Origin of the sequence: Paenibacillus sp. LX16 (genome assembly GCF_036252815.1) — a bacterium.
Classification (GTDB): Bacteria; Bacillota; Bacilli; order Paenibacillales; family Paenibacillaceae; genus Paenibacillus; species Paenibacillus polymyxa_B.
Genome location: NZ_CP141152.1, coordinates 3,684,525 through 3,709,817, shown reverse-complemented (window position 1 = coordinate 3,709,817; position 25,293 = coordinate 3,684,525). Strand labels below are relative to the sequence as shown.

Sequence of the window (25,293 nt, the reverse complement as noted above, 5' to 3'; positions counted from 1 at the left end):
AAAAAATGTTGACTGAACGCACCCTAATAAGTGGTATAATTTCGTTATTCGTTTATGAAAAAGGTGTGAGATATAATGACCGAAAACCAAAATACTGAATATGAACTATTTGCTAAAGAGATTTATGAAACATTGCTTAAAGATGAGGGCGTAAAAACAATTGATGTTCAACATAACATAAAATTGATGGGCAATTCTGGGTGTGAGCATCAAATTGATGTGTACTGGGAATTCGAAATGGTCGGAATAAAGCACAGAGTTGCTATCGAATGCAAAAACTATACTAGCAATGTTTCGATAGGTAAGATTAGAGATTTCTACGGTGTTTTAACTGATGTTGGTAATATACAAGGAATATTTGTGACGAAGAAGGGTTTTCAAAAAGGTGCAAAGCAATACGCTGATAGTAAAGGCATCAAATTAATGGAATTAAGATTCCCGGAAAGTAGTGATTGGGAAGGAAGGATTAGAGATTTACATTTTAATATAAGTGTGCTGAAGCCACCGGTTGTGAAAAATATTGTACTGAGTCCAGATACTGACTGGATCAAAGAAAATATGGAGACCAGCAAAGCTGAGAAATTTCAGATACCAATAAAAATGGATACAGTGGTTCAAGACGACAGCGGAAATAAAGTGAAGACTGTTGGAGAAATGTATCGAGAATTGCCAAATTCAACTACAGTGGGAACTGGTTACGAACATGAATATAATTTTGACAATGGTTTTCTGATAAATGATGTGGGGATGAAATTGAAAATAAAAAGCTTCAAATTTATTTATGATGTTATCGTTTCGGATACCACATCATTTGCAATTGAGGGAGATAAGGTAGCAAAAGCAATTCTGAAAGATGTTAAATCAGGAGAGATTAGTTTCTTTGATAAAGCTGGAAACGTTAAGAGAAGAAATCCGTAGTAACACCGTAATAACTCAATGATATTATTTAGACATAGAAATATGAACGAATACTGGAGGCAGGAAAAATTTCCTGACCTCCTTTTTTGTTGCGTCAGAAGGGAGGTACAGATTTGGGTGTACGACAGTGGATAATTAACTGGTTAGCGGCGGGAAGACCGAAGAACGAACCTGAACGACAGACGGAAAGTTACCCATTCCCGTTTAGGTATCATGAAAGTAAGGGAAGTAACCAGCCAGCGCCGAAGAGAACGCCGACCAACTTACGAACGTTATCGGAATCCCCGATTCCACGCAGAGCAATTAACGTTATCAAGAACGGAATCACAAAGCTGAACTGGTCCGTAGCTGCTATCGACGAGAACGATACAGAAAAATATAGAGAGATATGCAAAGTTATTGAGCGATCATTACTAAAGCCAAACCCCGGCGACTCATTCCGTTCATGGATTGAGCAAATAGTCGAGGATATGCTTGTATGTAGTGCGGGTTCATCGGAAGTATTGAAAGCTGGTGACCCTCTCAGGCCATTTAGGATGTACCCTGTAGATTCTTTCTCTGTTGACTTGTATCCCGATTGGGATGGAAAGGATAACTCTTACCGCTACGCACAGCGGGTTCATGGACAATATGTTCATTTAAAGTCTTCCGACTTAATGTATATCCGAATGAATCCGAGAACTAACACACCATTCGGACTTTCGCCGCTCGAAACGGTTTGGGAATCAGTTGAAAGCTTTATATCAGCGCACCGATCTGCTGGAAAACAAGCTTCAAATACTGTTATCAGGAAACTCATCAACCTTGGAAGGAATTCTGATGCCAAAGCAATAGCTGCTTTCCGTGCGTATTGGGAAAATGAAGTGCTGGGCCGTGGTCTTAATCCTATCATAGGAGGAGAGAATCCAAGTGTACTGGATTTGGGGGCTACGGATGATAAGGCGTTATTTCTTGAGTGGCAACGGTTCTTAATTGAGATTGTTGCTATTGCTTTTGATATATCTCCTAAGAAACTGGGTCAGACAAAAGATGTGAACCGAAGCACCGCTGACAGTGAAGACGATGACACGAATGAAACGATCCAGTCTATCGCTGAAAACATTGTGGAGCATATCAACAATCACATTGTTGACGGTATTTTTAAACTGGGTGGAGTAATTGAGTTTAAGTTCCATTATGCTACTTCGTTGAAGGACCAGAAATTAAAAGCCGATATTGATGCGATTTACCTTGATCGAAGAACTGTGACACCTGACGAAGTGCGTGATGGTCTGGCGCGTAAGGCATTACCTAATAAACATGGCGAAATATTATTACAACCAGGTAGTACCACAGCTATTGATTTGAATAAAACTCAGGAAGTAATACAAGGGGAGAAGGACAGGTTGTTAAGCAATCTTCCTGAAGATGATCCGCTAAACAATAAGAACAAAACAGAAAAGGATGAATCTGACACCGCTGAAGAGTAGGTGTTTTTATTTTGCCCTGAGAGGCGGTGAGGACGTGTTTACAAGGTTTGTTTGCAGTGTTGTTAGACTGACATATCCAAGGTCAATGCCGACACCGAGAAACCGAGCGGAGCGCAGACAACAGAAGTATCACGGAGGGAGGTGAGAATCTAAATGCTTAAAACGTTGAAAATGAGCAACCAGCGGATGCGTGTCCAGGATTTCAAACTATCCGACGATGGAGGACACCCCAACAAAATTCCGTTCAAGTGTGCTCTTTTCGCCGTCGATCAACCCAGCGATGGTTCACCCCATGGAGCTGGGGGAAAACGTATCCGTATCTCATCCAGTGTATGCGACCAATATCTGCAAACTTTCGTAGGCATGGCCTTGAATATTGACTACACCAACGGTATGGCGGACCATGATCCGCGCTTTAAAGTCGCTGTGATTGATAAGGCTTACCGTTCACTTGATGGGTATGCATGGATTGACGGATACATTTACGCAAAAGATTTTCCTGATGTGGTTGCGACTATTCGTTACTACAACGGTTTAGCGGCTGAGTATAACTGGAGCGAGTATCAGTTTGGCGCATCACTCGAAATGGAAGCTGCTGTACAGGATGCAACGGATATAGAAGATGTATTAGACGTGATTGAGTTTTGTGGCACAGGAGCAGCTATTCTGTTTGCTGATGCCGCTGCCTATAAAACAACGAGCTTTGCTGCTCGTAATACGAAACATAACAAGGAGGATGTCGATATGACACCGGAACAAATCAAAGCGATGGAAGACTCCATGAAGGCGCTGCAAGATGGTATGTCCGCTATCACTGCGAGTGTACAAAGCGTGGTCACAGAGATGGGAGCAATTAAAACAGATATCACCACCATGAAAGCTGCAAGTGAAGAAGCCGAACAGAAGACTGCTGAAGAACAAGCCGCCGCTGACCTAAAGGCAGCTCAAGATAAAGCGGACGCTTTAGAAAAAGAATTGAAAGAGTTAAAGGCAGCAGGTGCTCCTCCAGCAGAGCCGGAACGCAAAACATTCAGCGCGTCCGCATTATTGTCCAAGTATGGCAGTAACGCCAATCTTGCAGCAGGTGCGGAAGTTAATGATTACAAAACCTTCTGTGCTTCTGTCGATGCTTTGGATCTTCCGTCTTCCGAGTCTTTCAAACTTAAAATGCAGGCAAAAGCACAATTTGCCGAAAAGGAGAGTGTGTAATACATGAATAACCGTGTTGGAATAGCACAATTTGTTTCAGTTGCAGCGGCGGCTCAATTTCAGGGGCCGGGCGCAATTATTACTGACGATTTTCAAAAAGAGATTACGGACGTATTGCGTCGTACATCTATCTTAGACGGACGTTTGAATTATGTACCAGCTACAGGCGATATTTCTACTTACTACGAACAAAACACTGTGAATGGCGGCGCGTTCGTTGACCCTCGTAACCCTTCAGCGACAGCAACCGGAAATCAACGTACGCCACATGGTGTGAAGATCAAAGCTCTAACGAACCAAGTTAACTTTGGACATTATGATGTAACGCTGGGCCAGCAACAAAACAACTTTCCTGAATTGAAAGCCAAGGATCTAAACGACATGCTGAATGCCATTGGACTTACGCATGGTAAAGCACTTTGGAGAGGTAATGACACTGGCTTGGCTGTACCGACAACTTTACAATATGTAGGACTTGCAAGTCAGATTACGAACACTTTCACAGTTGGGGCAACTGCATCAATCGTGTCTGCTATTCGGGCGAAGGTAGCTGCTATGGTAGCGAGTGAATTGTACGAGCTTATGCCAACAGCTATTTACATTCATCCAATTGCTCATCATTACCTCGAAGAAGAAGAACGCAATGCTGCCAACAATGAAACACAAATCAGCAACCTCAAGAAAACAACGGTTGCTGGCTTAGAAGTGTTAGCTATTATGACAGCCGCAGGTCTGCTACCGATTATTCCCGAGCCGTTTATCCCTTCAGCAGTTAATGCAAAAACGGCAACAAACACTGACTACGGAATTGCCATTGTGACAGAGCCGATGATTGAGTATCACTACGTTGGAGAAAAGGGCATCTACCTCTTCCAGTTGGGTACAACGTCAAGTCTGCAAGAACAGTACGTTGGCATCAAGTATGGCGCTCCAGTAGCCAAAGGTCCAGGTTACGCACATGCATACGGCACGATTGAACGCCCAACTATTACGGCGGTATCATAATAGGTTTTAAAGTCGAAGAGACGGTTGGCATGACCGTCTCTATTTCATTTTGAGAGGAGATGGTTCAGTTGGCGAAATCGAATCTGGACAAGTTGAAAGATGCGATTGCTGAAAGCGCAGCATTGTTAGCGCAGGCTGAGATTGGTGAAATTGGAGGACAATATCCTCAACAATCGGCAGATGCATTCAAGGAGGCAGTTACAGCGGCAGAGATATTGGTTGGCGCTGAAGGAACAGAACCGAGCCAGTTCGATGCTCAAACAACGGTGCTGAATGATGCGCGCAGTTCTTTTCTGGCTGCTAGGATTCCGGCAATTCGAAAAGTTATGCTTCGCGGTACACCAAGCCAGCGCAAGGGTCCTCACACGATTCATTTTAAAAATGGGGTCGTTAACTTCGTAGATGGCGAAGCACAGTTACCGGATGAACTGGCAGACGAGCTTTCTGATGCTGGCTATGTAGAATGAGTCAATACCTTGAGTTAACGGATTCTGATTTCGTTCCGGCTGGTATCAAATTAACTGTTCCGCTTATTCTGAGGGCATCGGCTGTAATTGACGGAAGGTGCAGGCGTGAGATTGGAATTACAACCTACACGGAACGCATACCGCTAACTGATCAGCAGCGAGGGCATTTGTCCTATTATCCAGTTATAGAGGTGAAAGAGGTAAAAGGCAGGCCTAAGCAGGGATTGATGGGCAATTTCTTTGGCCCACCAGGATTCGAAACAATTACTGATACCAGCACCATTGATATCGACAAGGACATTGGTACCGTCTGGTGTGGTTATTCTTCTTTCGGTTCAGCGTATGCAGAGCTAGAAGTGACGTATACCAGCGGTTGGGAGACGATACCTGATAAGGTCAAGGTGGCATGTGGCCTGATAATAGGACAGTTGGCTGGGAATCCGAACACAAATGTCAAATCGAAGAAGGACTTCGACTATAGCATTGAATACTTTGGCAACAGCATGATTACGCCTGAAATAGCCGATCTTCTGTCTGAGTTTGAACATAGGTCATTTAGGTAGGTGATGAAAGTTGTTCTATGAGTTCTCACACCGCCATACGCCGTGTGTGGTGGACGGAAACGAAGATGTAGTGATTCTATCGAGGGAAACCAAAGGGACGACTGTAATGGGCAAAGAATACGTCTATAACGGTGTATTCTCACCTATTTCACTCGTTAATCGTGGTTCCTTGGTACAGGCAGAGGACACATTTCTGGTTCTTACCTTAAGAAAAACAGTGGATCAGGACAACTACTGTTCTTTGGTTAAAACGAATGCTGTGGTAGAGGTGCAAAGATACCAGCAAGCTTATGATGCAAACGATAATCCGGTGGGCGATGCTGAATTTACATCGGTTGCTGCTGATGTTGTTTGCTTTGCACAGTATGTTACAGCACAATTGCGACAACAGGAGCCGGGCTTGCTGCCGAGTACCGTGTTTATCTTGCAGTTACAGACGACAGTCGATGTAAAAGATCCTCAAGACTCAATTTTGTCTGCGCCTGACCGGATTGTAATGGGCGGTAAAACATACCAGGTTGATGTGGTAGATAAGATCAAGTACCCTAATCTGTTACACGTTCAGCTTTCGGAGGACCGTCGATGATTACGGGCTATGACGCAGCACGTGCGACCAAGGATTTAGAGAATAAGTTGGCTGTAGAAATCACTGGACTAACAAAGCTGGTCATGCTTACGGCTAAAAGCGGAATACGGTACTATCCGGCAGTTAGAGACCACTTGGAAATGCATATGTTTGTCCTGGCGAATCAGATGATTTCAGGCGACATCACCGCTGATTACTGGCAGGCGTGGCTTGAACAATTCGGTAAAGGCTCCAAGATGGCAGACAGCAGCCAAAATCCCGGTTTAATAATCTACATGAATAGTGAAGCATGGAACCGACTGAGGTCCAAAGGTGATCGTATTATTGTAGGTCGTTCCCGTGGAAAGTACCAGGCGATTGACGGGACCATGAAGGAATCAGGTGGGGGCTATGCTGGGGTGGACTTGGAGGAGCTTGCGGAGCGCGGTGACATTGATCCTTCATTCAGGGCCACACCACCAACCTACTTTTTGCGTATTGCAATCCAGTCTAACCGGAAACGTATTTTGGATGGCATTAGCCGTGTAATAACTGAGTTTCCGTATCACAGATACTTCAAGGAGGTAAAGGAGTGAGCCTGCAACTTGTTGATGCTGTTCAGAGTGCTTTGAAGGCAGATACAGAGCTTATGTCCATGCTGAAGCTTACTCCTTCATCATCGTCTGCCGAGGTCGTGAAGCGATTTACGAAAGGCATGGAGCCTGAGATAACGGTTTCTAAGGATACAGTTCCACATATCTGCCAATATGTCATGCCGGGACGATATGCCACTAATCCATTGGTGTTTGAGGGTAAGTTCTGCATTGATTTCTACGGCAAAACAGCTTATGAAGCGAAGCTACTGTTCGAACGTTCATTCAAGCTTTTACATGACAGACGATTGATTGCTCAGGGCTTTGCTTCATACTTGTGTGTTCTGACCTATGATGCAGACTTTGCTACTGGCATCCAAGGAGCCAAAGGTTATAAGGCGATTTATGATGTGGATTATCTTAGAATGAATTGAGGGAACTAAAATGGCAGAAGCAGCAGTATGGAAAGCAACGGGAAGATCCGGTGATCACAATGGCGTTAATCACGTTGAATATGAGTTGCTTGATTCAGCGCAAAAGCGAGTTTCCTTGGCTAAAACAAATGTGTCCGGCATTGAAAAAGATGGGGTTAAAATTGAACCCGATGATCAAGAGACTCTATGGTTTAGCGAAGTAAACACAACCAAAAAGTACAAATTTAATGTGCTTACTCTTGCTGGTACAACTTATGAGGCCGAATTGAATTGGACTCAACCTAATCCTCCTAAACCAGAACCTACCGAGTGGGATACGCTGATTGCTGAAAAAATCACGCTTGCTAAAGGATTGGGTATTATGGGTGTCTGGAAGCCAAAACAGGGTTACAAGCTAACAAAAGAGTACAGTCGCATTGCAGAAATTGATAAGCGTTTATGGGAACTGGTCAAATAAGCTGACCAGTTTTTTTATGTTCACACATAAGGAGGATAAAACTATATGCAACCTTTAGTATTTGATGGCGTGGGGTCAGCGCAGGTTTATGAAGAAGGCGGAAGGCTTAAGTTTCTTGATGATAAAATCACTAAAGTAACTTTGCAATTGCAGTTTGATTGGGACAAAGTAATGGGCGGCGATAGTGGATATGCATTCCACTATACTGCTAAGGATTTAGGGGATAAGGCCTCTATGGAGGTTCCTCGTTACTCTGATATTTTGGCTGAGTTGTCTCAAGGGGCTGAATCAGAAAAAGGCACAGTTCAATTTGATGAGGTAGAGCAAGGATTTTTGACCGCTACTGATGGCTATAAATTAAAGGCTCCAACGAAGTATAACGGAACCTTTGTAAATAAGAGTGACCGGGTTTATTTAAAAGATACTGACACAGGTGAACTAGCTGAGTTGACTCGTGTTGCATCTGCCCCAACAGCAGAACAGTATGTAATTACTGCTGATGGGAAAATCACATCTGATGTTGTAAACGAAGGGAAATTAATCACCGTTACGTTCAAATGGTCAAAAGAGAATGCTACAAGAAGTAGCTTAAGCGGTAAACGCCGTCCGAAACCATTTAAACTGGTACATCGCTTTTCATTAACCGATGATCGGAATGGCAAAGAAGTCCCTTGCCAGCTCACTATTTGGAAGGCTCTTGGGGGCGGGACTTTGGACGTGTCCCAGGAGCGCAAAAAGCCAACCACCAATACATTGGCGCTGGAGATTATGGAGCCGGATATCACACCTGAGAATCCTAATGGATATGCAGTAGAAATCATTTTCGGTATCTAATTAATTCTAACCCAACCCTCTACCACTAAAGGTAGGGGGTTACATACATTGAGGAGGAAATACAAATGACAGACAAACAATTGGATAAAACGCTTAATGTCGGAACTGAAATTCGATTAGCCGAGGGCATCAAAAAGCACGTGAAGATCGGGACCATTGCATTGATCCGTCAGGTTCGTGAAGAGATGGACGGTGTAGCACACAAGTTTTCGTTTTCTATCGGTCGCAAGAAATGGGAAGCTACCGAGGAACGGGAGGCTGTTGACTGGCCTAAAGTGGAGGAAACATACAAAAAGGCGTTTAATCTCGTGCTAGTTGAGGAAATAACGGAAAAAGAGTACGAACAGATTGACCAGGACGGTATTGCAGAACTGGATGATTTGTTAGACCGATTTCTATTCTGAGTCGTTTCCTCCAGATGAAGAGTCAGATGAGGAAGATGAACAGGAGGAGTCTAATCCTGCCGAGAATGATCATGAGACGGACTGGTTAGAACTTTGGGCTTTATGCGTGAGTAATGGTATTTCTGATTCAGAGTGGCCTAATATGACCATTCCAAAGATTAGAGCGCTCATGAAAGCCAAGAACAGAAACCGGGAATTTGAAATCATTCTTCACGGTGGCAATGTGGAAAACAAAAAGCCGAAGAAGGTCAAGACGTTATCTGATCTTGGTTTCTTCGCCAAGTAAATTAAGAGGCATCCGCAATCATGCAGGATGCCTCTTTTTCTGTATTTAGGTCAGGAAACTTTTCCTGAACCATTTGTGAGGTGAGTTAAGTGGCAGATTTAAGTAAAGATGTAGTAGGTGCGCGTATAAGCTTGGATACCACCAAGATACTACATGCTTTCAAAGTAATAGACAACGGAGCAAGGGCGAATGCTGAATCTTTTAAGGTGTTGAATACTGAATTAGGAGTCAGCGAGAAGAATTTCAAATCTTTAGCCAGCAGTGCGGATAAGTTTGCTTTGAGTGCAGAGGACAGACGGAAGAAGATCCTTGCTGAATCCGAAGCTCTTGTTAAGCAGCGTACTGCACAGGCAGAATTAAATACTGCTCGGAAGAATCAACTGGACCAGGCGAATAAGATAACCGACGAGAAACTTAGAGCACAGCAGGCCATTGTAAAAAAGCGTGAGGATGCAATTGAGCAGCAGGAACGAGAGCATCTAAAACGGATGGAAGCCCTTCAAAACAAGGCGACATCAACCGGACAGAGAGCTACTAAAGTTTCAGGGGTAGGAACGGACGATAAGACGCGCGAACGTGTCCTTATGCAAGAACAGGCTATTCGCATAAAGCTGCAACAAATGGCGGATAAGGAAGCGCAGCAGGCGAGGAAAAACGCACAGGATTATGAAAAGTTCTGGCTAAGTGCTCTGCGCGCTAGAGAGCAGAAAGAAGCACAGGTTCGCGAAAAGGTGCTTCAAGAAGAACAGAAGATCCGTCGTTCACTGAGCCAAACCGAAGCGCAAATGAAGCAGACTTTTAGTACAACTCCTAATTGGATGAGTCGAGTAGGAGATATGGCTACACATGCTCTGGTATTTAATACAGCATACGCAGCTATGCATAAAACGCAGGAGGCACTTAAAGAGGGATTAGTTGGTATTGAGTCCAACATGGCGGGTTATATCCAAACCAATGAGCACTATTTTTTGGAGTATAACGAAGGCACCAAACAAATGGTGATGAACACCGAAAAACTTCATGACCAGACGACCAAATTTATTCGAACGGCGCATGACCTTGGTTCGGAAATTATGGACGTTACCGAATCAGCACGTCTTTGGGGCCGAATGTATAAGGATGCAGGCGTAGTTCAGGAAATGGTGCGTAAGTCTACGATGCTCTCGACTGTCGATTTGGTTTCTCTTGAAGGCGCGACTAAATCAATGGAGTCCACATTTGCTCAATATGGCGTGCAGATTAAAGACAGCAACGACGCCATGGTGCTTGGTGGTCGCGTGCTGGATTCCTGGTCCAAGGTTGCCCATGACACGATGGCACCAGCGAGGGACTTGGGAGCTGCCTTCGAACGGACAGGTAAGATAGCGGCAGAAACAGGCGTTTCATTTGATTTTATGAACGGCTTGATTTCAGCAGGTGTTCGTAACACGGCTCTCAGCGGGGAAAACTTGGGGAACATGTGGAAGACTGTCCTAGGTACAATTCGGACAGACAAGGCTGTTGGAGAAATTGAACGTTTAGGCGTTGCAACCAAGGAAGTCGTTAACGGACAGGAACAGTGGAGACGAGCAGAAGATATCTTACTGGACTTATCCACCAAAGTAATCGACAAAAATTATGACCTTACGAAATCATACGCTGATATTTCACGCGGCGTATATCAATATGCTAAATTAGCCGCTTCTCTGAATGCTGGGGACATTCTACTTGGTACAGCAGCCTCTATTGGTTCAACGGGATCTACAATGGAGTACCTCAAAGTCCAGATGGATACCATTCAGCGTAAAACGGCTCAAACTAAGGCTTCTTTGCTTGAGATATTTAATAATGCAGGCGACGATGGTTTGAGAAGAACAATCAAGGATGTATTGGATGCAATTGACCAACTACTTATTGGGCTTACAAAAGTTCCTTCCGGCGTGTTTGAGGGAACGGCAGCAATCGGTGGTCTACTGCTTGCCTATAAAGCACTGAGCGGCCCGATCATGAATGTAATTGCTGCTGTAAAAGTATTGACGACTGCAAAGGCTGCGGAAACTGCCGCTATTGGCGCTAATACGGTAGCTAACAACGTTAATATTGTTTCCTCACAAGGAGCCACTCTTTCAACGGTCCAAAGAGTTGCAGCAACCGAAGGAGCTACAGTAGCACAAGGAGCTTTAACGGTAGCAACCGAGGGAGCTACGGTTGCTACAAAATCATTGTCTGTCGCTCAAGCCACAGCGACTGTGACAACAGCAGCTGCTACAGCTGGATTAAGTTTACTTGTTGGTGCAATTGCACTGGTTGCGATGAATAGTGGTAAAGAGGAGAAGGCTGCGCGTGATAGAATCCAGAGTTTAAAAGATGAGGACTCAGCATCGCAACAGATGGTTAGTCAGTATCAAAGACAAATTGAACTGTTACCTAAACTTGCAAGTGCACACCGTTCTCTCGAACAATCGCTAAAGCTCAGTACTGGATCGGCAGAAAAGGAAACCCAAGTAAAGAAGCAACTCGAAGAAGTGTCCAAAGCTTTAGTCATCACTTTAGGAAAAGAAGGGGCAAAACAGCTCGAGGCTGCTGGTTATACTGATGAAGCTGTGCAGGTTCAAGTTGCTGCATTGAACAAACTCATCGAGAAGCAGAATGAAGCCCGAAAAAATGTATTGAAAGATCAGCAATCGCAATTACTCGACCAACAAAAACAGAAGATAAATGAGATTACAGAAGCTACTAAAGAACTGGAACGAGTAAAGAAGATCATCGCTAATCCAATTGGAGATTTTTTAGGGACAGGTGAATTCAAAGAAGATGCTGCCAAATTAGAAGAGAAAATCAAATCTTTAGAACAAGAAAATAATAAGCTTACTTTATCTGTAACAGAAGTAGGAGTAGCTTTAAGCCAAGCGACTATTGAAACTGACCAATTTGCTGGGAAAGCTGGAACAGCAACCGAAAGTGTTAAATCACAGGAGGAAGCTCTTGCCGATTTAAGAGAGCAGATTCAGGGGAATGGCAAGGCGATTTCTGAGATGAACACTGTTTTAAACGATCTTGCAAATAAACAGTCCATGAACGCAGAAGCTGCGGCTGAATTAATTCTCAAATACCCTCAATTAGCCTCGGAGATTTACAAAACATCTGAGGGATGGGCTTTTGAAAAGAATGCTCTCGAAGTTGTTCGAAAAGCTAAAATACAAAAGGCTATAGATGATCTAAAGTCAGAAAAGGCGTCCAGTTTAAGTACAAAACTTGAATCTGATGATCGTATCGCAGTTTACATTAAAGAGGCTGGAGCGATTAAAAGTCTTGCTGAATTGAAAGCTAGATTGAATGGAGTTATGGCTCAGAGTTCATTAGATGTTTTTAACAAACAAAAAGAGCTAAACAACATGACCGGAGTGAAATCTTTCTTAAGTGCTCCTTTTCAGAACCAGTTAAACCAAGATAAGAAAAACATGGAGAAAAGCAAAAAAGATATAGGCGAAATATATAGTGGATACGAGAAAGATATGAAGCAGTATGACACTCAGATTAATGCTTTAACCAAGCTATATAATGATCCAAAATTTGGTGTGAGTTCTTCTGGTTCAAAAAAGGACAAGGGGAGCGGGAGAAAAAAAGGGAAGAGTGATTCAGAGAAAGCTGCTGAAAAAGCAGCGAAGGATGCCTCAGAAGCCCGTAAGGATGCTTACTCTGACGACTTGGATAATTTCAAATATATAGCTGAACGCAATGAATGGTCCATAGACCAACAGGTAGCAGGATATAAACGATTGGCTCAACGGCATAAGCAGTACCTCTCAGAAGACAAGGATGCAATGAAGCAATGGAGCCGCGATGTTCAGAAACTGACTGATTCCAGATTTCAGGAAGATGTTGAGAATCTTGAGCGAAGAAGCGAGCGCATGCGGCAGGCCAATAAACAGGAAATTGAGATGGTTAAAACCAGCCTGGATTTCTACAAGAAGGAGCAAAATAAAAATTATCTGCTTCCTGCTAACCGTAGAGAGATTGCCAAACAGATCTATGATTTAACCGTCAAATACAATGAGCTTCGCTATCAAAACAGTGAGAAGTGGATTGATAAAGAGACTTCCAAAATGGAGATGGCAGGTCAAAGCCAGATTGCTATCCTCAAAATGGAATATGACGCTTATATGCGTATGAGCAAGGCTAAAGATCGTACTGCTGAGCAAAGCTTTGAATTGCAGCAGAAGATTTACGAGAAACGTAAAGCTTTGGAAGATGAGTTTTTGTCGGACTTCCAGAAAAGAATCAATTACCAGAAGAGTATGGAAGCCATGTCTGTTTCTGATCAGCTTAATGCATGGACAAAAATGCAGGCTCTTTACAAAGAAGGATCAGAACAGCGGATGGAAATTGATGTACAGATCCATGACTTGAAGAAGCAGCTTATGGAGGATCAAAAGAAGGTTGCTGCCGAAGCGGCTAAAAAGGAGAAGGAGGCACTTGAAAAGACTCGGGATGAGGAAGTAAAGCGTATTGAGGCGGAACGTGATGCTTTTATTGAGGCTCAGGACGCTAAAATTAAGGCCATAGACGACTTGCTAGCCAAGATGCAGACAGCTAATGAAGACGAGGACTATGATCGTGCTATGGCAGAGAAGCAAGCACGTCTTGCTTTGCTCCAATCCGCCGTTGGTCCCGAGGGTATCGCTGAGCGCAAACAAACCGAGAAAGACATTGAGGATATGCAACGGGAACATAACCGGACGCTGGCAAAGCGCGGCTTGGAGGATCAAAAGAAAAAGCTTCAAGATGAGAAGACTGTGCGAGAAAAGGATTACAATGAACAGATTGAAGCAGCAAAACAGCACTACGATGAACTCACCAGTAAGTTCGATGAGTATTCAGATGGTGTTGAATCCAAAGCTGAAGATCTGAAAAATACGCAGATTTCAAAAGAATCTGAAAAGAACGCAGAAATCTTGCGCCAGTTGGATCAATTCATCTTAGACTATCAAATGAAAATGGCTGAAATAAATGCCAATTCATTGTCTGCATCCTTGGATACAGGTTCCCAAATCTCTGAAAAGGACAGTGACTTGGCGCGATATAATTCCAATATTGATAAATGGTACTCGGCAGGCACTGCTGAGAAGACCAAACTGCACGAGGAAAACGCTGCTCTGCGGAATAAGTATGGTATCAAAAAGGACACAGGAAAGCTTCAAAAATTCCATTCGGGTGGTGTTGTTCAAGGGGATAGGGGCGCAGAAGTTCCGGTCATCGCTCGGGCAGGAGAAATGTACCTGAATGATCAGCAGCAGAGCAACCTGTTCAAAATTATCAATTTCAAAATGCCAGCGCTTAATTTCTCCATGCCAAACTTCTCTGTGCCAATGGCTTCGGGCGGTTCAAATCCGCAGCAAATCAGTAACCAGATCGTAATAAAATCAGGCGATACTTATATTGAAGATGAATCCGCAGCAAAGGTGTTCTGGAGCGAGCGGGACAACTTTGTACGGAGGTTGCAAACGAGGGGAGGCAAGTCTTAATGATAGACGCTACTGTGGATGGGAAATTCTTTAAATCCATTGGATTAGGGCTTAAAACTCACAATATACCTGTGTTACCACCGACTAAAGACCATAGCCTTGAGATAGCTGAGAGGGATGGAGAGTTGGATTTTGGCAGCACGTATGGAGCACGGTTAATCAATCTCGAATGCGTCATTATGGCAGATGATACAACCCTTGATTACCATAGGAGAGTCGCCCAAGTGGCGGCTCTTTTTAATGCCAAGAAAGGGGATATCGTATTTAAATTTTCTGATTTGCCGGGAAGAAGGTATATAGGACGGTACGCAGGAACCCTGGATATTGAAAAGATACTTTGGGATGGGGAGCTTACCATACCAATCAAAATGGGGGAGCATCCGTTCCCGGAAAGCGATGAGAATATCAAAGAAGTTATCATTACTCAATCGCCACAAGCAGTGTCGGTCATTTCTACAGGAGATGAAAGAGCCAGTCCTATTATCGTCCTGACTAACATCGGTAATAACGACATACGGAATTTCCGTATCGCAAATGAGTATCAAGTAGAATAGGAGGTCTTTATATTGGCAGACATACTTTTAAGTAAAAGTAATTGGTGGAAAACAGCATGCATCAATGCCGCTTTACGTGGCGTTAATTTTGCATCACCTCAAACGCTGTATATCGCCTTGTACACCAGTAGTCCAACCGATGCGGATACAGGGCAGGAGGTAAATGGTGGGGGTTATGCTCGGCGGCCTGTAACGTTTTCCGAACCTGTTATCGCAGACCGCAGGGCGTTTACATCCAGTACAGCAGACGTATCTTTCCCGATTGCCTCAGCCGATTGGGGGCTGGTGACTTATATTGGCATCCGCACGGCGGCAACCGGGGGAAACCTTGTATACCATGGAGCAGTCAAAACACCACGCACGGTGCAGACCAATGACACGCTTCGGTTTCTTGCTGGACAAATAAAAGTAGATGAAGGGTAGGTGTGAAGCGTGGAAAAAATGTATCCACCAGTTGTGAATTCACCGAAAACAGAACTGACAGAGCTAGTTACAGACACTCAGACTGAAATCACAGTGGCTGATGCGTCCGTGCTGCTGCAAGGCGAGGGTATCGCCGTTTTGGGCAATGGAGATGCAGCAGAAACGATTACGTATACAAGTGTGGAAGATAACGTACTGAAAGGCTGTGTACGCGGGTTTGAAGGTGTTGCCCGTGCGTGGCCTGTTGGTACACGGATCGCACGTAATTTTACTGCTGCGGACTGGAAAGCGGCCCAAAACAATATTCATGAGCTAGATGCAACTAATAAACGCATTGATGATTCGTTCAAACTGATTTCACCAGAAATGATAACTTTCCCTGCACACGCTCCTTTTCGGGCATGGCAGGGCGTTTGCACTGATGGGAAGTATATTTATCTCACTACTGATAATCCCGAAAGCGGCATTCAGGACGATGAAAACATTATAAGTGTTTATGATATGTATGGTAACTTTGTGGCTGAGAAAAGAAATGCATATATAGGTAAAGATTCAGGTGGTTTATTCATGTCTTTTGGTGATATAAGTTTCATCGACGGACGTTTATATGTAACAGCCTATAATATAAATTCTGGAGGTGTTATACCTTATGAGTCTAGAATTGTTCAATATAAAACTTACGATGATGGATTCGATGAGATTAGCGCAACAGATATCGGGGCTGGAGCGGCGGAGTGCATTATAGACCATGACGGTTTTTTTTGGGTTAGTTATCATGACCAACAAGTAATCAAGAAGTTCAGTAAAACATTATCGCTTTTAGAAAGCTACCCTTTGCCAACAACCGCCAAAGCTTATGGTGGATACCAGGGTATTTTTTGGGAGAATGGAGCTTTATACGCAAATATGCACGGGCCTAATGCCAAGGGGGATGAGTTCGCAGGTGGAATCGATAAATTCACCTTTACGAATAATACTTTTTCCTACGTTGAAACAATTGTTCCGCCTACTTTTGGTTCGACACAAGGTATGTGCAAGTATAACGGGGTTTATTTATTCAATGATCGAGCGGAGAATAGAGTGGTCATTGTCAAAAGTATAAAAACTGGAGGACTTAAATTATTAAATCTATCCGGTTTAGAGAGACTTCTTGTGAAACCGGAATTGAGTAACAGTTGGCAGATATTTGACGCTATTTACGACAGACCGCCAAAATATTATAAAGATACTAACGGGCGCGTACACCTCTCTGGTATATGTAAAAATACCAGTGTCGAGGATATTACAAGATATATATTTCAATTGAAAAAAGGATACAGACCTAAGCGCAGCCTCAATTTTGTTGTGTGGGGAGAAAATGGCCCACTACGATTGGGGATCGTCGGGAATAAAAGTTCATCTACCGCAGATATGGCTGGACAAGTTATACCTACTCCTTCTGGGGTTGGATGGGTTTCCCTTGATGGTGTCAGTTTTCTAGCTGATCCAGACGATATAACTATCGTGTAATAGGAGGACGCTATGTTTAATGGTGGATTTAATAGCCTTGGTTTTAATACAGGAGATGTAGAAAGGAACATTATTGACCTATCTGCATCTCTTTCTGGTTCAGGACAAATGTATTCACGGAAGGTGGAGACAGCTGGAGCAGAAAACGATAATGCGTTTAACCTCATGTCGTTTAATGTGGACGAACCTGGTACCGTAACAGAGTACATTTTGGAATTTGTTTTGGATATGACTGCCGCTGCGGAGTTGTCTGGTGAAGGTCAGGCGCAGGCTGATTTTATCCGTGAGTATGCTTTGGAAGCCGTTCCTATGTCTGGCGAGGGGCGCATAACTAACGCAGAATACGTTCGTGAAATTCTGGTGCAAGCAGTACCCATGTCTGGGGAAGGAAGGATATCGGCGGAATTGTCAAAATTCCATACCGACTACATTGAGTTTACAGATGTGTTCAGGCCAGGAGAGGTAATTGTCATTGACTCAGGAAAATTCAAAATAACGAGAAATGGTCAGAATGTTTCCCATCTGTATAACGGAGACTTTTTCGATCTGAATCTCGGAAACAACAACCTGACCTGGGCGGACCCAGAGACAGGCCGGACGGTTTTGTTCCGTATTACACACCGAGATAAATTCTTATATTAAGAGAGGTGGACTATGCCTACTCCAACTATGCAAGTGTTTGATAAAAATATGCGGCGTGTTGGAACGCTAGTGGACTCTTATGACATTCAGCGGCGGCGCAGGATCAATAGTGATTATGAATTAACCTTCATGGTTCCAATGACCTCAGATGACTACCGTGAGAAAATAGCAATCAAGGGCCACGTTCGAGATGAGCGTGGTCAATTTTTTGTCATTCAGTCTCGTAGCCGATCACGAGAGGGAAGGAAGCTGACGGCGAATATCTATTGTAACCATGTCATGTTTAAATTAAATGATTTCAAATTCCCTTATGCGTCTTATATCGCAGAAGCCTATGGTATCCATATTAACCAACTTACTGACCTGATTACAGTTGCTACAGGAGGATGGTTTAAGTTTGTTATTCACGACACTTTCGATTTGCACGATGTTAAGGACTTTGGGCGAGGCACTTGTCTTGAAGCACTTAACAAGATCATTCAAATGTATGAGTGTGAGGTTGAACCGGACAACTTCACTATTAACCTGAGGAAGAAGATTGGAACCGACAGCGGATTACAGTACCGACTTAAAAAGAATATCGTATCCAGCAGCTTTAAAGATAAGGGTGAATCTTTGGTCACACGCATGTTCGCTCAGATGAAGGATGGACGTACCTTTATCGGAATGGATGCGTCCAAACTGACCGAAGAGGAGCGGAGTTTGCTGTCAGGCATACCAGGAACGATTGTGAATGGAAAGCTGGCGGTGAACTACTTGATTTCACCTTATGCTCAGTATTGGGCCAGCGAGTCGGTTCCTTTTTACGATGGGGAAATCATTGAACAGGACATAGAGGAACCGGAGGACTTGCTAAAGGCCACACGTAAGGCGCTTGCTGAACAGGAAAACGTGACGCTGGAGGTAACCGTATCGACGGCGGACCTGTTCAAAATAGACAATACTGAACCTAAACCAGCTTTGGGCGACAATGTAATGTGCATTGACCCGGCTATGGACATGAACAAACTTAAAGCCCGAATCACAGAGCTTACAGAGTATCCGTATAGCCGCGACAAACACAGTGAACCTACGATATCCAATGTCAATTTACGGGACTATGCTGATATCATTTCAGACCTTGAGCGGAACAAGAATATTATCAATAATTTGTTTTCCAATGGTAAGATCCGGACGGAGGTATTTGAGTCTTTTGCCAAGCAGGCTGTGATAGATATAGATAATTCTAAAACGGAAATCAAGTACGATCAACGGGGCATTGTCTTGCAGGATCAAAGCAACGCACTGAACCAGGTTATTATGACTTCGAACGGAGTTGTCTTAACCACCGATGGAGGTAAAACAGCAAGAACAGCTATTACAGCGCGCGGGGTAGTAGCCGAGCAAATTGTCGGGCAACTGGGTAACTTTGTATCTTTGGTTATTGGTAGCGGCAATAACGTAACCAAAATTAATACGAATGGAATTAGTGCAGGGAATGACGACTATACCATTGCGCCATTCCGGGTAGACATGCAGGGGAATGTTGTTGCCAGGTCAATCAAGCTTACGGGCCAAATTGATAACTCAGAAATGAATGCTTCAGATATTAGGGCAAGTACAGTTAATGCAAGTACAATACGTGGTAGTAAACTGATCGGTAATGAAATAGAAGGCGGTATTATTACAGGGGCCTTATTCCGTACAGCCAAAGAGGGTAGGCGCATAGAGATAAACTCTAATGGTCTTACTGCTTATAACTCTCGTGGCGGAGAAGCTGTTTCATTAGGTCAGTATAATGATGGTGGCGGCTTATTGTTTATGGATGATGGTTCGCCAAGAGGAAGCGTCTACGGAGATAGAGAAGGGTTTCATTTAGGCAACATGGGACCTATTATTATCCGGTCTATAGATGATGCCACTTATTTAAAAGGTCCTGTAGATTTTTCAGAAGCTACAATAAGTGGACTGGCTTTAGGAGTAGAGAGCATTAAAGGTCTTGATAACACTCTCAGAGATTTCCGTAATGATATTGCTGAAATACGTGGTGATTTGTTTAATGGTTTAATCGTTAATGCAACATTCGACCCCGGTTCCAGGAATCTCAAATTGTTCAGCCGAGGAAAAACTGTGGCTACAGTTAACATTCCCGCTGGTGGAAGTTCAAGTAGCTCGTCAACATAATGTTTACTGCACCTCCTACCGATGGTAATATTAGGACATATATACTATGTAGGGGGTACGGTTCATGAAAAAATGGTCTTATTTACTTAGTGGAGTGTTGATCGGTGCGGTTGTTGCTACGGCTGGTAGCTCATTTGCAGATCAAGTTAAATCTTTAGTCGGAGAAAAGGTAGCAGGGGAATACGCAGTCAAGGTCAATGGTAATTCGCTTGTCGAAAATGCCATCGTGGTTGACGGAAAGGCACATGTACCTTTGAGAGCTGTAACCGACTCCTTAGGAGCGAACTTAAAAGTGGACGGGAAAATAATTCAAATCGAATCGTCGAATAATCCTTCTTCAAAACAAACAAATACTGAAGTGAAAATTTATTCAGGTAAATACCAGGGATGGCCTGTTTCCAAACTGGAAGAGAGAAAATCAGAACTCGAAAAATTTGTAAGTGATACTGAAAAAGATAAAGAGAACCTACAAAAATCTCTTGAAAAATACAACAAACTTAGAGAAGAATACTCAGGTAATAAGAAGATGTTGGGCAATCTGGATTCCGAGACAAAAGGTACGGAAGAAGTATTACAAGAAGCTGAAACTAATATAGCTAAATATAAGACTGAACTAGAAGAAATAAATAAAGCTATAGCGGCATTGAAATAAAATCAGTATTACCAAGGTATTAAATAAAATACAACAGACATATATAGAAAGACCTCTCCGTACTGGAGAGGTCTTTACTCTTATTTATACACATACTTAGATCCCAAGCCCCAATAATCATAATTATAATCCTCTGGATGTTGTATAAGGTGTTTTGAGCGTTCAATCCAGACATTAAGCTCCTCAGTTTTAGCGAAGGTGCTCACCTTTTCTAATAGTACGGCTAATTCTTTTATATCTTCCTCTTCTCCAGATTCAACAACATCACCAGTGAAAACATAAAGACTACTTAGAAAAAAAGGAATGTGTTTGCATTTTTCGTCATCGACAAAGCTGCATATCATGGGTATGTTTTCAAAGCTATTCACAGCTAATTCCCAATCCTGATCCGGTATTTTCATATCGCTGTATGCCCATATTCTAATTTCCTTTTGGTTTGGGTTCCAAGCATGTTGAGCATCTCTCCACATTCCTATCCACCCTTTTCAATTGAGTTCTCATTCTCCGATAGTGCAATAATGATTGCCACCTTAAAAGGAATAGGTAAATTTACGGCCTTAAATAAATAAGAATATTGTAGACACTATGTGCAATCGTTGGAGCCCATATCGAAGAAGTCTTTTTATATATAAATCCAAGAATGTATCCTACGAGAAATATGGTCACATAGTTAAGAAGTGAATATCCTGAAATAATACCTATTGGAAAGTGTATGCCCATAAAAAGTATGGCTTGTATAAAGTTATATCCTTTTACCCGATGGTCTCTTAGTTTATTCATAACGAATCCCCGGAACACTACTTCCTCAGAAAATGCAGTTAACGGTGTAATGATCCATCTGATTCCTATGTCCAATCTAAAACCATTAAAGATAGTAACCTCAATTACTACCAATAAGAATCCAATAATTCCACCAGTAAATACTCCCTTGATAATATTTTGTTTTAATTTTATGTAGTCACTGATTTGTTGCAACCTTACTCGATCGATATATACGAAATAAATGACTACCAGCCCGATCCAAAAAATCAGTTTTATCAAGAATGATATCAAATAAAGATTCAAATCAGATATTTTTGGATGCAATGTTAGCTCCTTAATTGTCCAGCCTATGTAAAAAAACAATATAAAGAGAATTAGTTTACTTTTAGTCATTTTTTGTTTCCTTTAATAAATTTCAGCTGATAGTTTAATATTACCATAAATTGTTCTGTAACTCTAATATATGTAGTGATGGATTGGCGTTTATTTGGAGATAAATAGAACAATGTTTCTCTTTAAAATCCGCAGCGTTATAGCAGTAGTACCAATTTAAGATATAAGTATGAAAGCCTCTGATAACTCAGGGGCTTATTTGCGTCTTGAGGAGGTGACGAAGCCCATGGCAAAGATAAAATCTACATTGGATATACAACTGGATCTAACCAGACCTGTTGAGGATTTGACTGAGGTCATTTCTGCTGTAATTGCTTCACAGCCAGCACGACGGAAAGAAATACTTATAGGTTTGGATATGGCAGTAGGAAATGCATTAGCAGAGATACAGGCCCAGGAAGAAAAGGAACAGAAAGTAGACGATGATAGCTCAGGAAAAGTTTCCTGAACGGAGAGACGGGGGAAGCAAGGTGGATAAGTGGGAGGTTTTTAAGTTCAGCACTGCTTTAGGAAGCAGCGCTGTGACGTATTTTTACGGTGGGTGGTCGGGAGTATTGGGGGTGTTACTTGCTCTGGTCATTATTGACTATGTGACCGGACTATTTGCCGCTGGCGCTGAAGGTAAGAAGGGAACCGGACCCGGTTTAAAAAGTAAGATTGGTCTTATCGGTATCGCTCGAAAGGTATTTATTTTTGCAATGGTAGCAGTATCCCATCTAATAGATGGAGTCTTAGGCGATTCGCACCTATTCCGGGATGCGGTCGCCTATTTTTATATGGCAAATGAGCTGCTTTCGATTCTGGAAAACGGGGGCAGGCTTGGAGCGCCAATTCCACCAGTGGTACGGCAAGCGGTTGAGGTTCTAAAAAGTAAAAGTGGAAGTCAGGAAGGGGATAGAGAAGATGCAAGCAAGGAAAAAAGGTAACGCGCAAGGGATCGACGTATCCCATCACCAGGGCGACATAAATTTTAAAAAGGTTGCCGCAAACGGAATCAGCTTTGTATTTATCAAGGCAACGCAGGGCAAGTCGTTCCGCTCCAAAACGTTTCTTAAATTTGTGAAGGATGCGAAGGCCGCTGGCTTGATGATCGGGGCGTATCACTATGTTGATGATTCGGCAACCACGCCGGATCTGGCCCGACAAGAGGCCGCAAACTTTGCAAAGGCAATAAAGGATGCAGGAGGCGTGTCCACGTTCAACCTGCCGCCCGTGATGGACTATGAGTCCAATAAGTCCAACTTAAGCAAAACAACTGTTACGGCGGTCGCTAAGGCGTTTCTGGAGGAAGTGGAGTGTCTTACTGGAGTACGCCCAATTGTTTATACGTATCCATCGTTTATCGGAAATTTTTCGGGGCTGTCCAGTTATCCATTATGGATTGCAAGGTACAGCGCTACACAAGTACCACCGGATGCGTCCGGTTGGAAACGTTGGGACTTCTGGCAGTATTCCGATGGTTCCGCAGGCGGAACGCTACCAAACGGAAAAATGAGAGTTAATGGCATTGGCGGACCAGTAGACCTTAACGAGTACAACGGCACAGTGGATGAGCTGCGAGCACGCTTCACCAATCGTCCTGTTGCACCAGATAAGGCGGGAACATTCGCATCCGGTACTTTTATTGCAAATGGCAAGGAAGCGGGGAGAACACTCCTGTATGGCTCCAGAACCTATGTACCACTGCGGTCTTTGGCAAATGCCTTGGGCCTATCTTATCGTTGGGACAACGCCCACAAGGAAGCCTATTTAAACGGGTCCAAGCTGCAAACTGTCCAACTTGTAGAGGGTACAGCGTATGTGCAGCTCAGACCAATTGCTGATGCTTATGGGGCGGTAGTGTCTTGGGATTCAAAGAATAAAATCGCATCGTTGAAAACGAAAGGGGAAAAGTAATCATGCAAACAATTATCGAAACTGTACAGCCTTATGTAAATACCATTGTCACAGCCGTTGCGGGTGTGCTTACAGCGTTTGTTTTAGGAGGTCTGAACAAACTCAAGATTAAGGTTAACGTGTGGCTAGAAGCGCGTACAACGGCAGCACAGAGGGAAGTAATTCATAAGATCGCTGGGGAAGGATTTGCTTTTGCTCAGACAGCTTTTAAGCAGGCAGGGGGAGAGCGTAAGCTTCAGGAGGCTTTACAGTATGCTACACTCCGTTTGGCAGAACAAGGCATTACAGTGTCAGTTGTGGAGCTTCAGGCCGCGATTGAGAAAGCATATCTGGAGTATAAGACCAAAAAAGCGGTACCGGCTACTGAAGCACAGACAAACGAGGAGGCAGCAAAGACCGCAGCTAAGGAAGCTGTATCGGATCTGGCTGCAAAGCTTAATGATTTCTTGGCACAGGCTACAGCTGAGATAGCGACCATTGCTCCTGCTCAGGTTCAACCTGAACCAGAGCCTATTCCCGCACCAGTAGAATCGGAACAAACACCTGTTACTGCGGATTAAGGCCAATGCAGCTACAGTTACAAAGTAATTCATCAAAAAAGTACCCTGCTGGTTTGTGCTGGCAGGGTATTAAAAATGTGTTAATTAGAAAAATTGAATTATTTGCATATTATTTTATCTTTGTATCATTGTTAATTGAAGTATAAAGGTGGATTTATATTGTTTCATATACTAAGAATTATAGTAATTACCTTAGGGTTATTTTGTTCTCCGACAGGCATGTATAGTTTAACGAGTACGAGTGGTGATTTCCACCAAGAAGTGAAAGTGTTAAAGGTTGACAAGAATTATAGGGCATGGCAAGGTGTCGCTTCTGACGGAACAAATATTTACATTACATCTGACCGTGATGAAAATTTCAAGCTTTCCAATACGATATCTACATACACAATGGACGGTAGTTTTGTAACTGAGAAAACGAATGCTTATACAGAAACAGATCAGAAAGGGCTTTTTATGTCTTTCGGGGATTGTTACATTACAGATGGGTACCTTTACGCAACGGTATATAATTTTAATTCGGGGCCATCAACAGAGGAACGAATAAGTAGAATTGTAAAGTATAGCCTTCCTGATTTGAAACAGGTAGATGAGTTCGACATAGGGTATGGCACAGCAGAGTCTTTAGCAGAATATAATAATACGTACTGGGTAGTTTACCATGACTTAAATGAGATTAGACAATTTGATAAAGATTTTAATCTAATAAAGTCATACCCCTTATCAGAGAACTTTGGAAATGATGGTGGTTATCAAGGTATCTTTTTTGATGAGGATGAGTTATACGCTAACCTACATGGCGCCAATAAATATGGAGAAAATTATGCGCAAGGACTGGATCATTACCATTTTAATGGTAGAGAGTTTAGATTTATTGAGCGTATAAAACCCCCTACATATGGAGCAGGTCAAGGTGTTGAAAAAGTTGGCAAATTATATCTATGGGCTGATCGTCCTGGAAATAGCATAATAGTTACCGAAAAAATTAAGAATTAATTCTGTTTCCGTTTGCTAAGATGAATTTAGATGGA

At 43.0% G+C, this 25,293-nt stretch carries 27 protein-coding genes; 25 read left to right on the top strand and 2 right to left on the bottom strand.

Going from position 1 to position 25,293, the window contains the following annotated elements:
- The first annotated feature begins 75 nt into the window (after window positions 1–75).
- From T3H97_RS16385 to T3H97_RS16290, 20 genes are all read left to right on the top strand, one after another.
- Window positions 76–918, top strand: a complete 843-nt coding sequence (locus T3H97_RS16385; RefSeq protein ID WP_328800292.1) for a restriction endonuclease — start codon at window positions 76–78, stop codon at window positions 916–918.
- Window positions 919–1,031: 113 nt separating this feature from the next.
- Entirely contained in the window at window positions 1,032–2,387 is a 1,356-nt protein-coding gene (locus T3H97_RS16380; RefSeq protein ID WP_328800291.1) for a phage portal protein, read from the top strand.
- 153 nt (window positions 2,388–2,540) lie between these two features.
- The gene (locus T3H97_RS16375) at window positions 2,541–3,596 is read left to right on the top strand and encodes a 3-oxoacyl-ACP reductase (protein ID WP_328800290.1); all 1,056 of its coding nucleotides are present in this window, start codon (window positions 2,541–2,543) and stop codon (window positions 3,594–3,596) included.
- A 3-nt stretch (window positions 3,597–3,599) separates the two neighbouring features.
- Window positions 3,600–4,601: a hypothetical protein gene (locus tag T3H97_RS16370; RefSeq protein ID WP_328800289.1), complete on the top strand. Its 1,002-nt coding sequence runs from the start codon at window positions 3,600–3,602 to the stop codon at window positions 4,599–4,601.
- A 68-nt stretch (window positions 4,602–4,669) separates the two neighbouring features.
- Window positions 4,670–5,068: a hypothetical protein gene (locus T3H97_RS16365; protein ID WP_328800288.1), complete on the top strand. Its 399-nt coding sequence runs from the start codon at window positions 4,670–4,672 to the stop codon at window positions 5,066–5,068.
- On the top strand, window positions 5,065–5,631 hold the full coding sequence (locus T3H97_RS16360; protein WP_328800287.1) for a hypothetical protein: 567 nt from the start codon (window positions 5,065–5,067) through the stop codon (window positions 5,629–5,631). Before T3H97_RS16365 ends, T3H97_RS16360 begins: the two co-directional genes overlap by 4 nt.
- Before the next feature lie 10 nt (window positions 5,632–5,641).
- A complete protein-coding gene (locus tag T3H97_RS16355; protein WP_328800286.1) occupies window positions 5,642–6,217 on the top strand; it encodes a hypothetical protein in 576 nt (191 codons plus the stop codon).
- Window positions 6,214–6,792 carry a hypothetical protein gene (locus tag T3H97_RS16350; RefSeq protein WP_328800285.1) on the top strand — a complete coding sequence of 193 codons (579 nt, stop codon included), beginning with the start codon at window positions 6,214–6,216 and terminating at the stop codon, window positions 6,790–6,792. The genes T3H97_RS16355 and T3H97_RS16350 overlap by 4 nt, the downstream gene beginning before the upstream one ends.
- Window positions 6,789–7,223 carry a hypothetical protein gene (locus tag T3H97_RS16345; protein ID WP_328800284.1) on the top strand — a complete coding sequence of 145 codons (435 nt, stop codon included), beginning with the start codon at window positions 6,789–6,791 and terminating at the stop codon, window positions 7,221–7,223. The genes T3H97_RS16350 and T3H97_RS16345 overlap by 4 nt, the downstream gene beginning before the upstream one ends.
- A gap of 10 nt (window positions 7,224–7,233) precedes the next feature.
- Window positions 7,234–7,680, top strand: a complete 447-nt coding sequence (locus tag T3H97_RS16340) for a hypothetical protein (protein WP_328800283.1) — start codon at window positions 7,234–7,236, stop codon at window positions 7,678–7,680.
- 45 nt (window positions 7,681–7,725) lie between these two features.
- On the top strand, window positions 7,726–8,514 hold the full coding sequence (locus T3H97_RS16335; protein WP_328800282.1) for a hypothetical protein: 789 nt from the start codon (window positions 7,726–7,728) through the stop codon (window positions 8,512–8,514).
- 65 nt (window positions 8,515–8,579) lie between these two features.
- The gene (locus T3H97_RS16330) at window positions 8,580–8,918 is read left to right on the top strand and encodes a hypothetical protein (protein ID WP_328800281.1); all 339 of its coding nucleotides are present in this window, start codon (window positions 8,580–8,582) and stop codon (window positions 8,916–8,918) included.
- Window positions 8,919–9,060: 142 nt separating this feature from the next.
- Window positions 9,061–9,204, top strand: a complete 144-nt coding sequence (locus T3H97_RS16325) for a hypothetical protein (protein WP_167518779.1) — start codon at window positions 9,061–9,063, stop codon at window positions 9,202–9,204.
- Between the two features lie 89 nt (window positions 9,205–9,293).
- Entirely contained in the window at window positions 9,294–14,708 is a 5,415-nt protein-coding gene (locus T3H97_RS16320) for a phage tail tape measure protein (protein ID WP_328800280.1), read from the top strand.
- On the top strand, window positions 14,708–15,262 hold the full coding sequence (locus T3H97_RS16315) for a phage tail domain-containing protein (protein ID WP_328800279.1): 555 nt from the start codon (window positions 14,708–14,710) through the stop codon (window positions 15,260–15,262). Before T3H97_RS16320 ends, T3H97_RS16315 begins: the two co-directional genes overlap by 1 nt.
- A gap of 12 nt (window positions 15,263–15,274) precedes the next feature.
- Window positions 15,275–15,685, top strand: coding sequence for a phage tail fiber protein (locus tag T3H97_RS16310; protein ID WP_328800278.1), 411 nt, complete (start codon window positions 15,275–15,277; stop codon window positions 15,683–15,685).
- Window positions 15,686–15,694: 9 nt separating this feature from the next.
- Entirely contained in the window at window positions 15,695–17,194 is a 1,500-nt protein-coding gene (locus T3H97_RS16305; RefSeq protein ID WP_442955622.1) for a hypothetical protein, read from the top strand.
- 12 nt (window positions 17,195–17,206) lie between these two features.
- A complete protein-coding gene (locus tag T3H97_RS16300; RefSeq protein ID WP_328800277.1) occupies window positions 17,207–17,836 on the top strand; it encodes a phage distal tail protein in 630 nt (209 codons plus the stop codon).
- A 12-nt stretch (window positions 17,837–17,848) separates the two neighbouring features.
- Window positions 17,849–19,999, top strand: coding sequence for a phage tail protein (locus T3H97_RS16295; protein ID WP_328800276.1), 2,151 nt, complete (start codon window positions 17,849–17,851; stop codon window positions 19,997–19,999).
- Between the two features lie 64 nt (window positions 20,000–20,063).
- On the top strand, window positions 20,064–20,651 hold the full coding sequence (locus tag T3H97_RS16290) for a 2,' 3'-cyclic nucleotide 2'-phosphodiesterase (RefSeq protein ID WP_328800275.1): 588 nt from the start codon (window positions 20,064–20,066) through the stop codon (window positions 20,649–20,651).
- Window positions 20,652–20,731: 80 nt separating this feature from the next.
- Here T3H97_RS16290 and T3H97_RS16285 read toward each other — a convergent pair whose 3' ends face one another.
- Both T3H97_RS16285 and T3H97_RS16280 read right to left on the bottom strand, forming a co-directional pair.
- Window positions 20,732–21,121 (bottom strand): hypothetical protein, encoded by a 390-nt coding sequence (locus tag T3H97_RS16285; RefSeq protein WP_328800274.1) that lies wholly within the window; start codon window positions 21,119–21,121, stop codon window positions 20,732–20,734.
- 79 nt (window positions 21,122–21,200) lie between these two features.
- Complete coding sequence (locus tag T3H97_RS16280; RefSeq protein WP_328800273.1) at window positions 21,201–21,806, bottom strand: CPBP family intramembrane glutamic endopeptidase; 606 nt, start codon at window positions 21,804–21,806, stop codon at window positions 21,201–21,203.
- Between the two features lie 226 nt (window positions 21,807–22,032).
- Between T3H97_RS16280 and T3H97_RS16275 the strand changes: the two genes are divergently transcribed.
- From T3H97_RS16275 to T3H97_RS16255, 5 genes are all read left to right on the top strand, one after another.
- The gene (locus T3H97_RS16275) at window positions 22,033–22,254 is read left to right on the top strand and encodes a hypothetical protein (protein ID WP_328800272.1); all 222 of its coding nucleotides are present in this window, start codon (window positions 22,033–22,035) and stop codon (window positions 22,252–22,254) included.
- The gene (locus tag T3H97_RS16270) at window positions 22,229–22,732 is read left to right on the top strand and encodes a phage holin family protein (protein ID WP_328800271.1); all 504 of its coding nucleotides are present in this window, start codon (window positions 22,229–22,231) and stop codon (window positions 22,730–22,732) included. The genes T3H97_RS16275 and T3H97_RS16270 overlap by 26 nt, the downstream gene beginning before the upstream one ends.
- On the top strand, window positions 22,710–23,702 hold the full coding sequence (locus T3H97_RS16265) for a GH25 family lysozyme (RefSeq protein WP_328800270.1): 993 nt from the start codon (window positions 22,710–22,712) through the stop codon (window positions 23,700–23,702). The genes T3H97_RS16270 and T3H97_RS16265 overlap by 23 nt, the downstream gene beginning before the upstream one ends.
- Before the next feature lie 2 nt (window positions 23,703–23,704).
- Window positions 23,705–24,262: a phage holin, LLH family gene (locus T3H97_RS16260; RefSeq protein WP_328800269.1), complete on the top strand. Its 558-nt coding sequence runs from the start codon at window positions 23,705–23,707 to the stop codon at window positions 24,260–24,262.
- Window positions 24,263–24,421: 159 nt separating this feature from the next.
- On the top strand, window positions 24,422–25,258 hold the full coding sequence (locus T3H97_RS16255) for a hypothetical protein (RefSeq protein WP_311077953.1): 837 nt from the start codon (window positions 24,422–24,424) through the stop codon (window positions 25,256–25,258).
- The last annotated feature ends 35 nt before the right edge of the window (window positions 25,259–25,293 follow it).

What these genes read in the sequence shown, in the direction of transcription:
- T3H97_RS16275 (WP_328800272.1), top strand. Translation starts at nt 22,033, where the DNA reads ATGGCAAAGATAAAATCTACATTGGATATACAACTGGATCTAACCAGA.
- T3H97_RS16370 (WP_328800289.1), top strand. Translation starts at nt 3,600, where the DNA reads ATGAATAACCGTGTTGGAATAGCACAATTTGTTTCAGTTGCAGCGGCG.
- T3H97_RS16260 (WP_328800269.1), top strand. Translation starts at nt 23,705, where the DNA reads ATGCAAACAATTATCGAAACTGTACAGCCTTATGTAAATACCATTGTC.
- T3H97_RS16300 (WP_328800277.1), top strand. Translation starts at nt 17,207, where the DNA reads ATGTTTAATGGTGGATTTAATAGCCTTGGTTTTAATACAGGAGATGTA.
- T3H97_RS16350 (WP_328800285.1), top strand. Translation starts at nt 6,214, where the DNA reads ATGATTACGGGCTATGACGCAGCACGTGCGACCAAGGATTTAGAGAAT.
- T3H97_RS16290 (WP_328800275.1), top strand. Translation starts at nt 20,064, where the DNA reads ATGAAAAAATGGTCTTATTTACTTAGTGGAGTGTTGATCGGTGCGGTT.
- T3H97_RS16335 (WP_328800282.1), top strand. Translation starts at nt 7,726, where the DNA reads ATGCAACCTTTAGTATTTGATGGCGTGGGGTCAGCGCAGGTTTATGAA.
- T3H97_RS16295 (WP_328800276.1), top strand. Translation starts at nt 17,849, where the DNA reads ATGCCTACTCCAACTATGCAAGTGTTTGATAAAAATATGCGGCGTGTT.
- T3H97_RS16315 (WP_328800279.1), top strand. Translation starts at nt 14,708, where the DNA reads ATGATAGACGCTACTGTGGATGGGAAATTCTTTAAATCCATTGGATTA.
- T3H97_RS16265 (WP_328800270.1), top strand. Translation starts at nt 22,710, where the DNA reads ATGCAAGCAAGGAAAAAAGGTAACGCGCAAGGGATCGACGTATCCCAT.
- T3H97_RS16285 (WP_328800274.1), bottom strand. Translation starts at nt 21,121, where the DNA reads ATGTGGAGAGATGCTCAACATGCTTGGAACCCAAACCAAAAGGAAATT.
- T3H97_RS16325 (WP_167518779.1), top strand. Translation starts at nt 9,061, where the DNA reads ATGACCATTCCAAAGATTAGAGCGCTCATGAAAGCCAAGAACAGAAAC.
- T3H97_RS16280 (WP_328800273.1), bottom strand. Translation starts at nt 21,806, where the DNA reads ATGACTAAAAGTAAACTAATTCTCTTTATATTGTTTTTTTACATAGGC.
- T3H97_RS16340 (WP_328800283.1), top strand. Translation starts at nt 7,234, where the DNA reads ATGGCAGAAGCAGCAGTATGGAAAGCAACGGGAAGATCCGGTGATCAC.
- T3H97_RS16270 (WP_328800271.1), top strand. Translation starts at nt 22,229, where the DNA reads ATGATAGCTCAGGAAAAGTTTCCTGAACGGAGAGACGGGGGAAGCAAG.
- T3H97_RS16360 (WP_328800287.1), top strand. Translation starts at nt 5,065, where the DNA reads ATGAGTCAATACCTTGAGTTAACGGATTCTGATTTCGTTCCGGCTGGT.
- T3H97_RS16330 (WP_328800281.1), top strand. Translation starts at nt 8,580, where the DNA reads ATGACAGACAAACAATTGGATAAAACGCTTAATGTCGGAACTGAAATT.
- T3H97_RS16385 (WP_328800292.1), top strand. Translation starts at nt 76, where the DNA reads ATGACCGAAAACCAAAATACTGAATATGAACTATTTGCTAAAGAGATT.
- T3H97_RS16375 (WP_328800290.1), top strand. Translation starts at nt 2,541, where the DNA reads ATGCTTAAAACGTTGAAAATGAGCAACCAGCGGATGCGTGTCCAGGAT.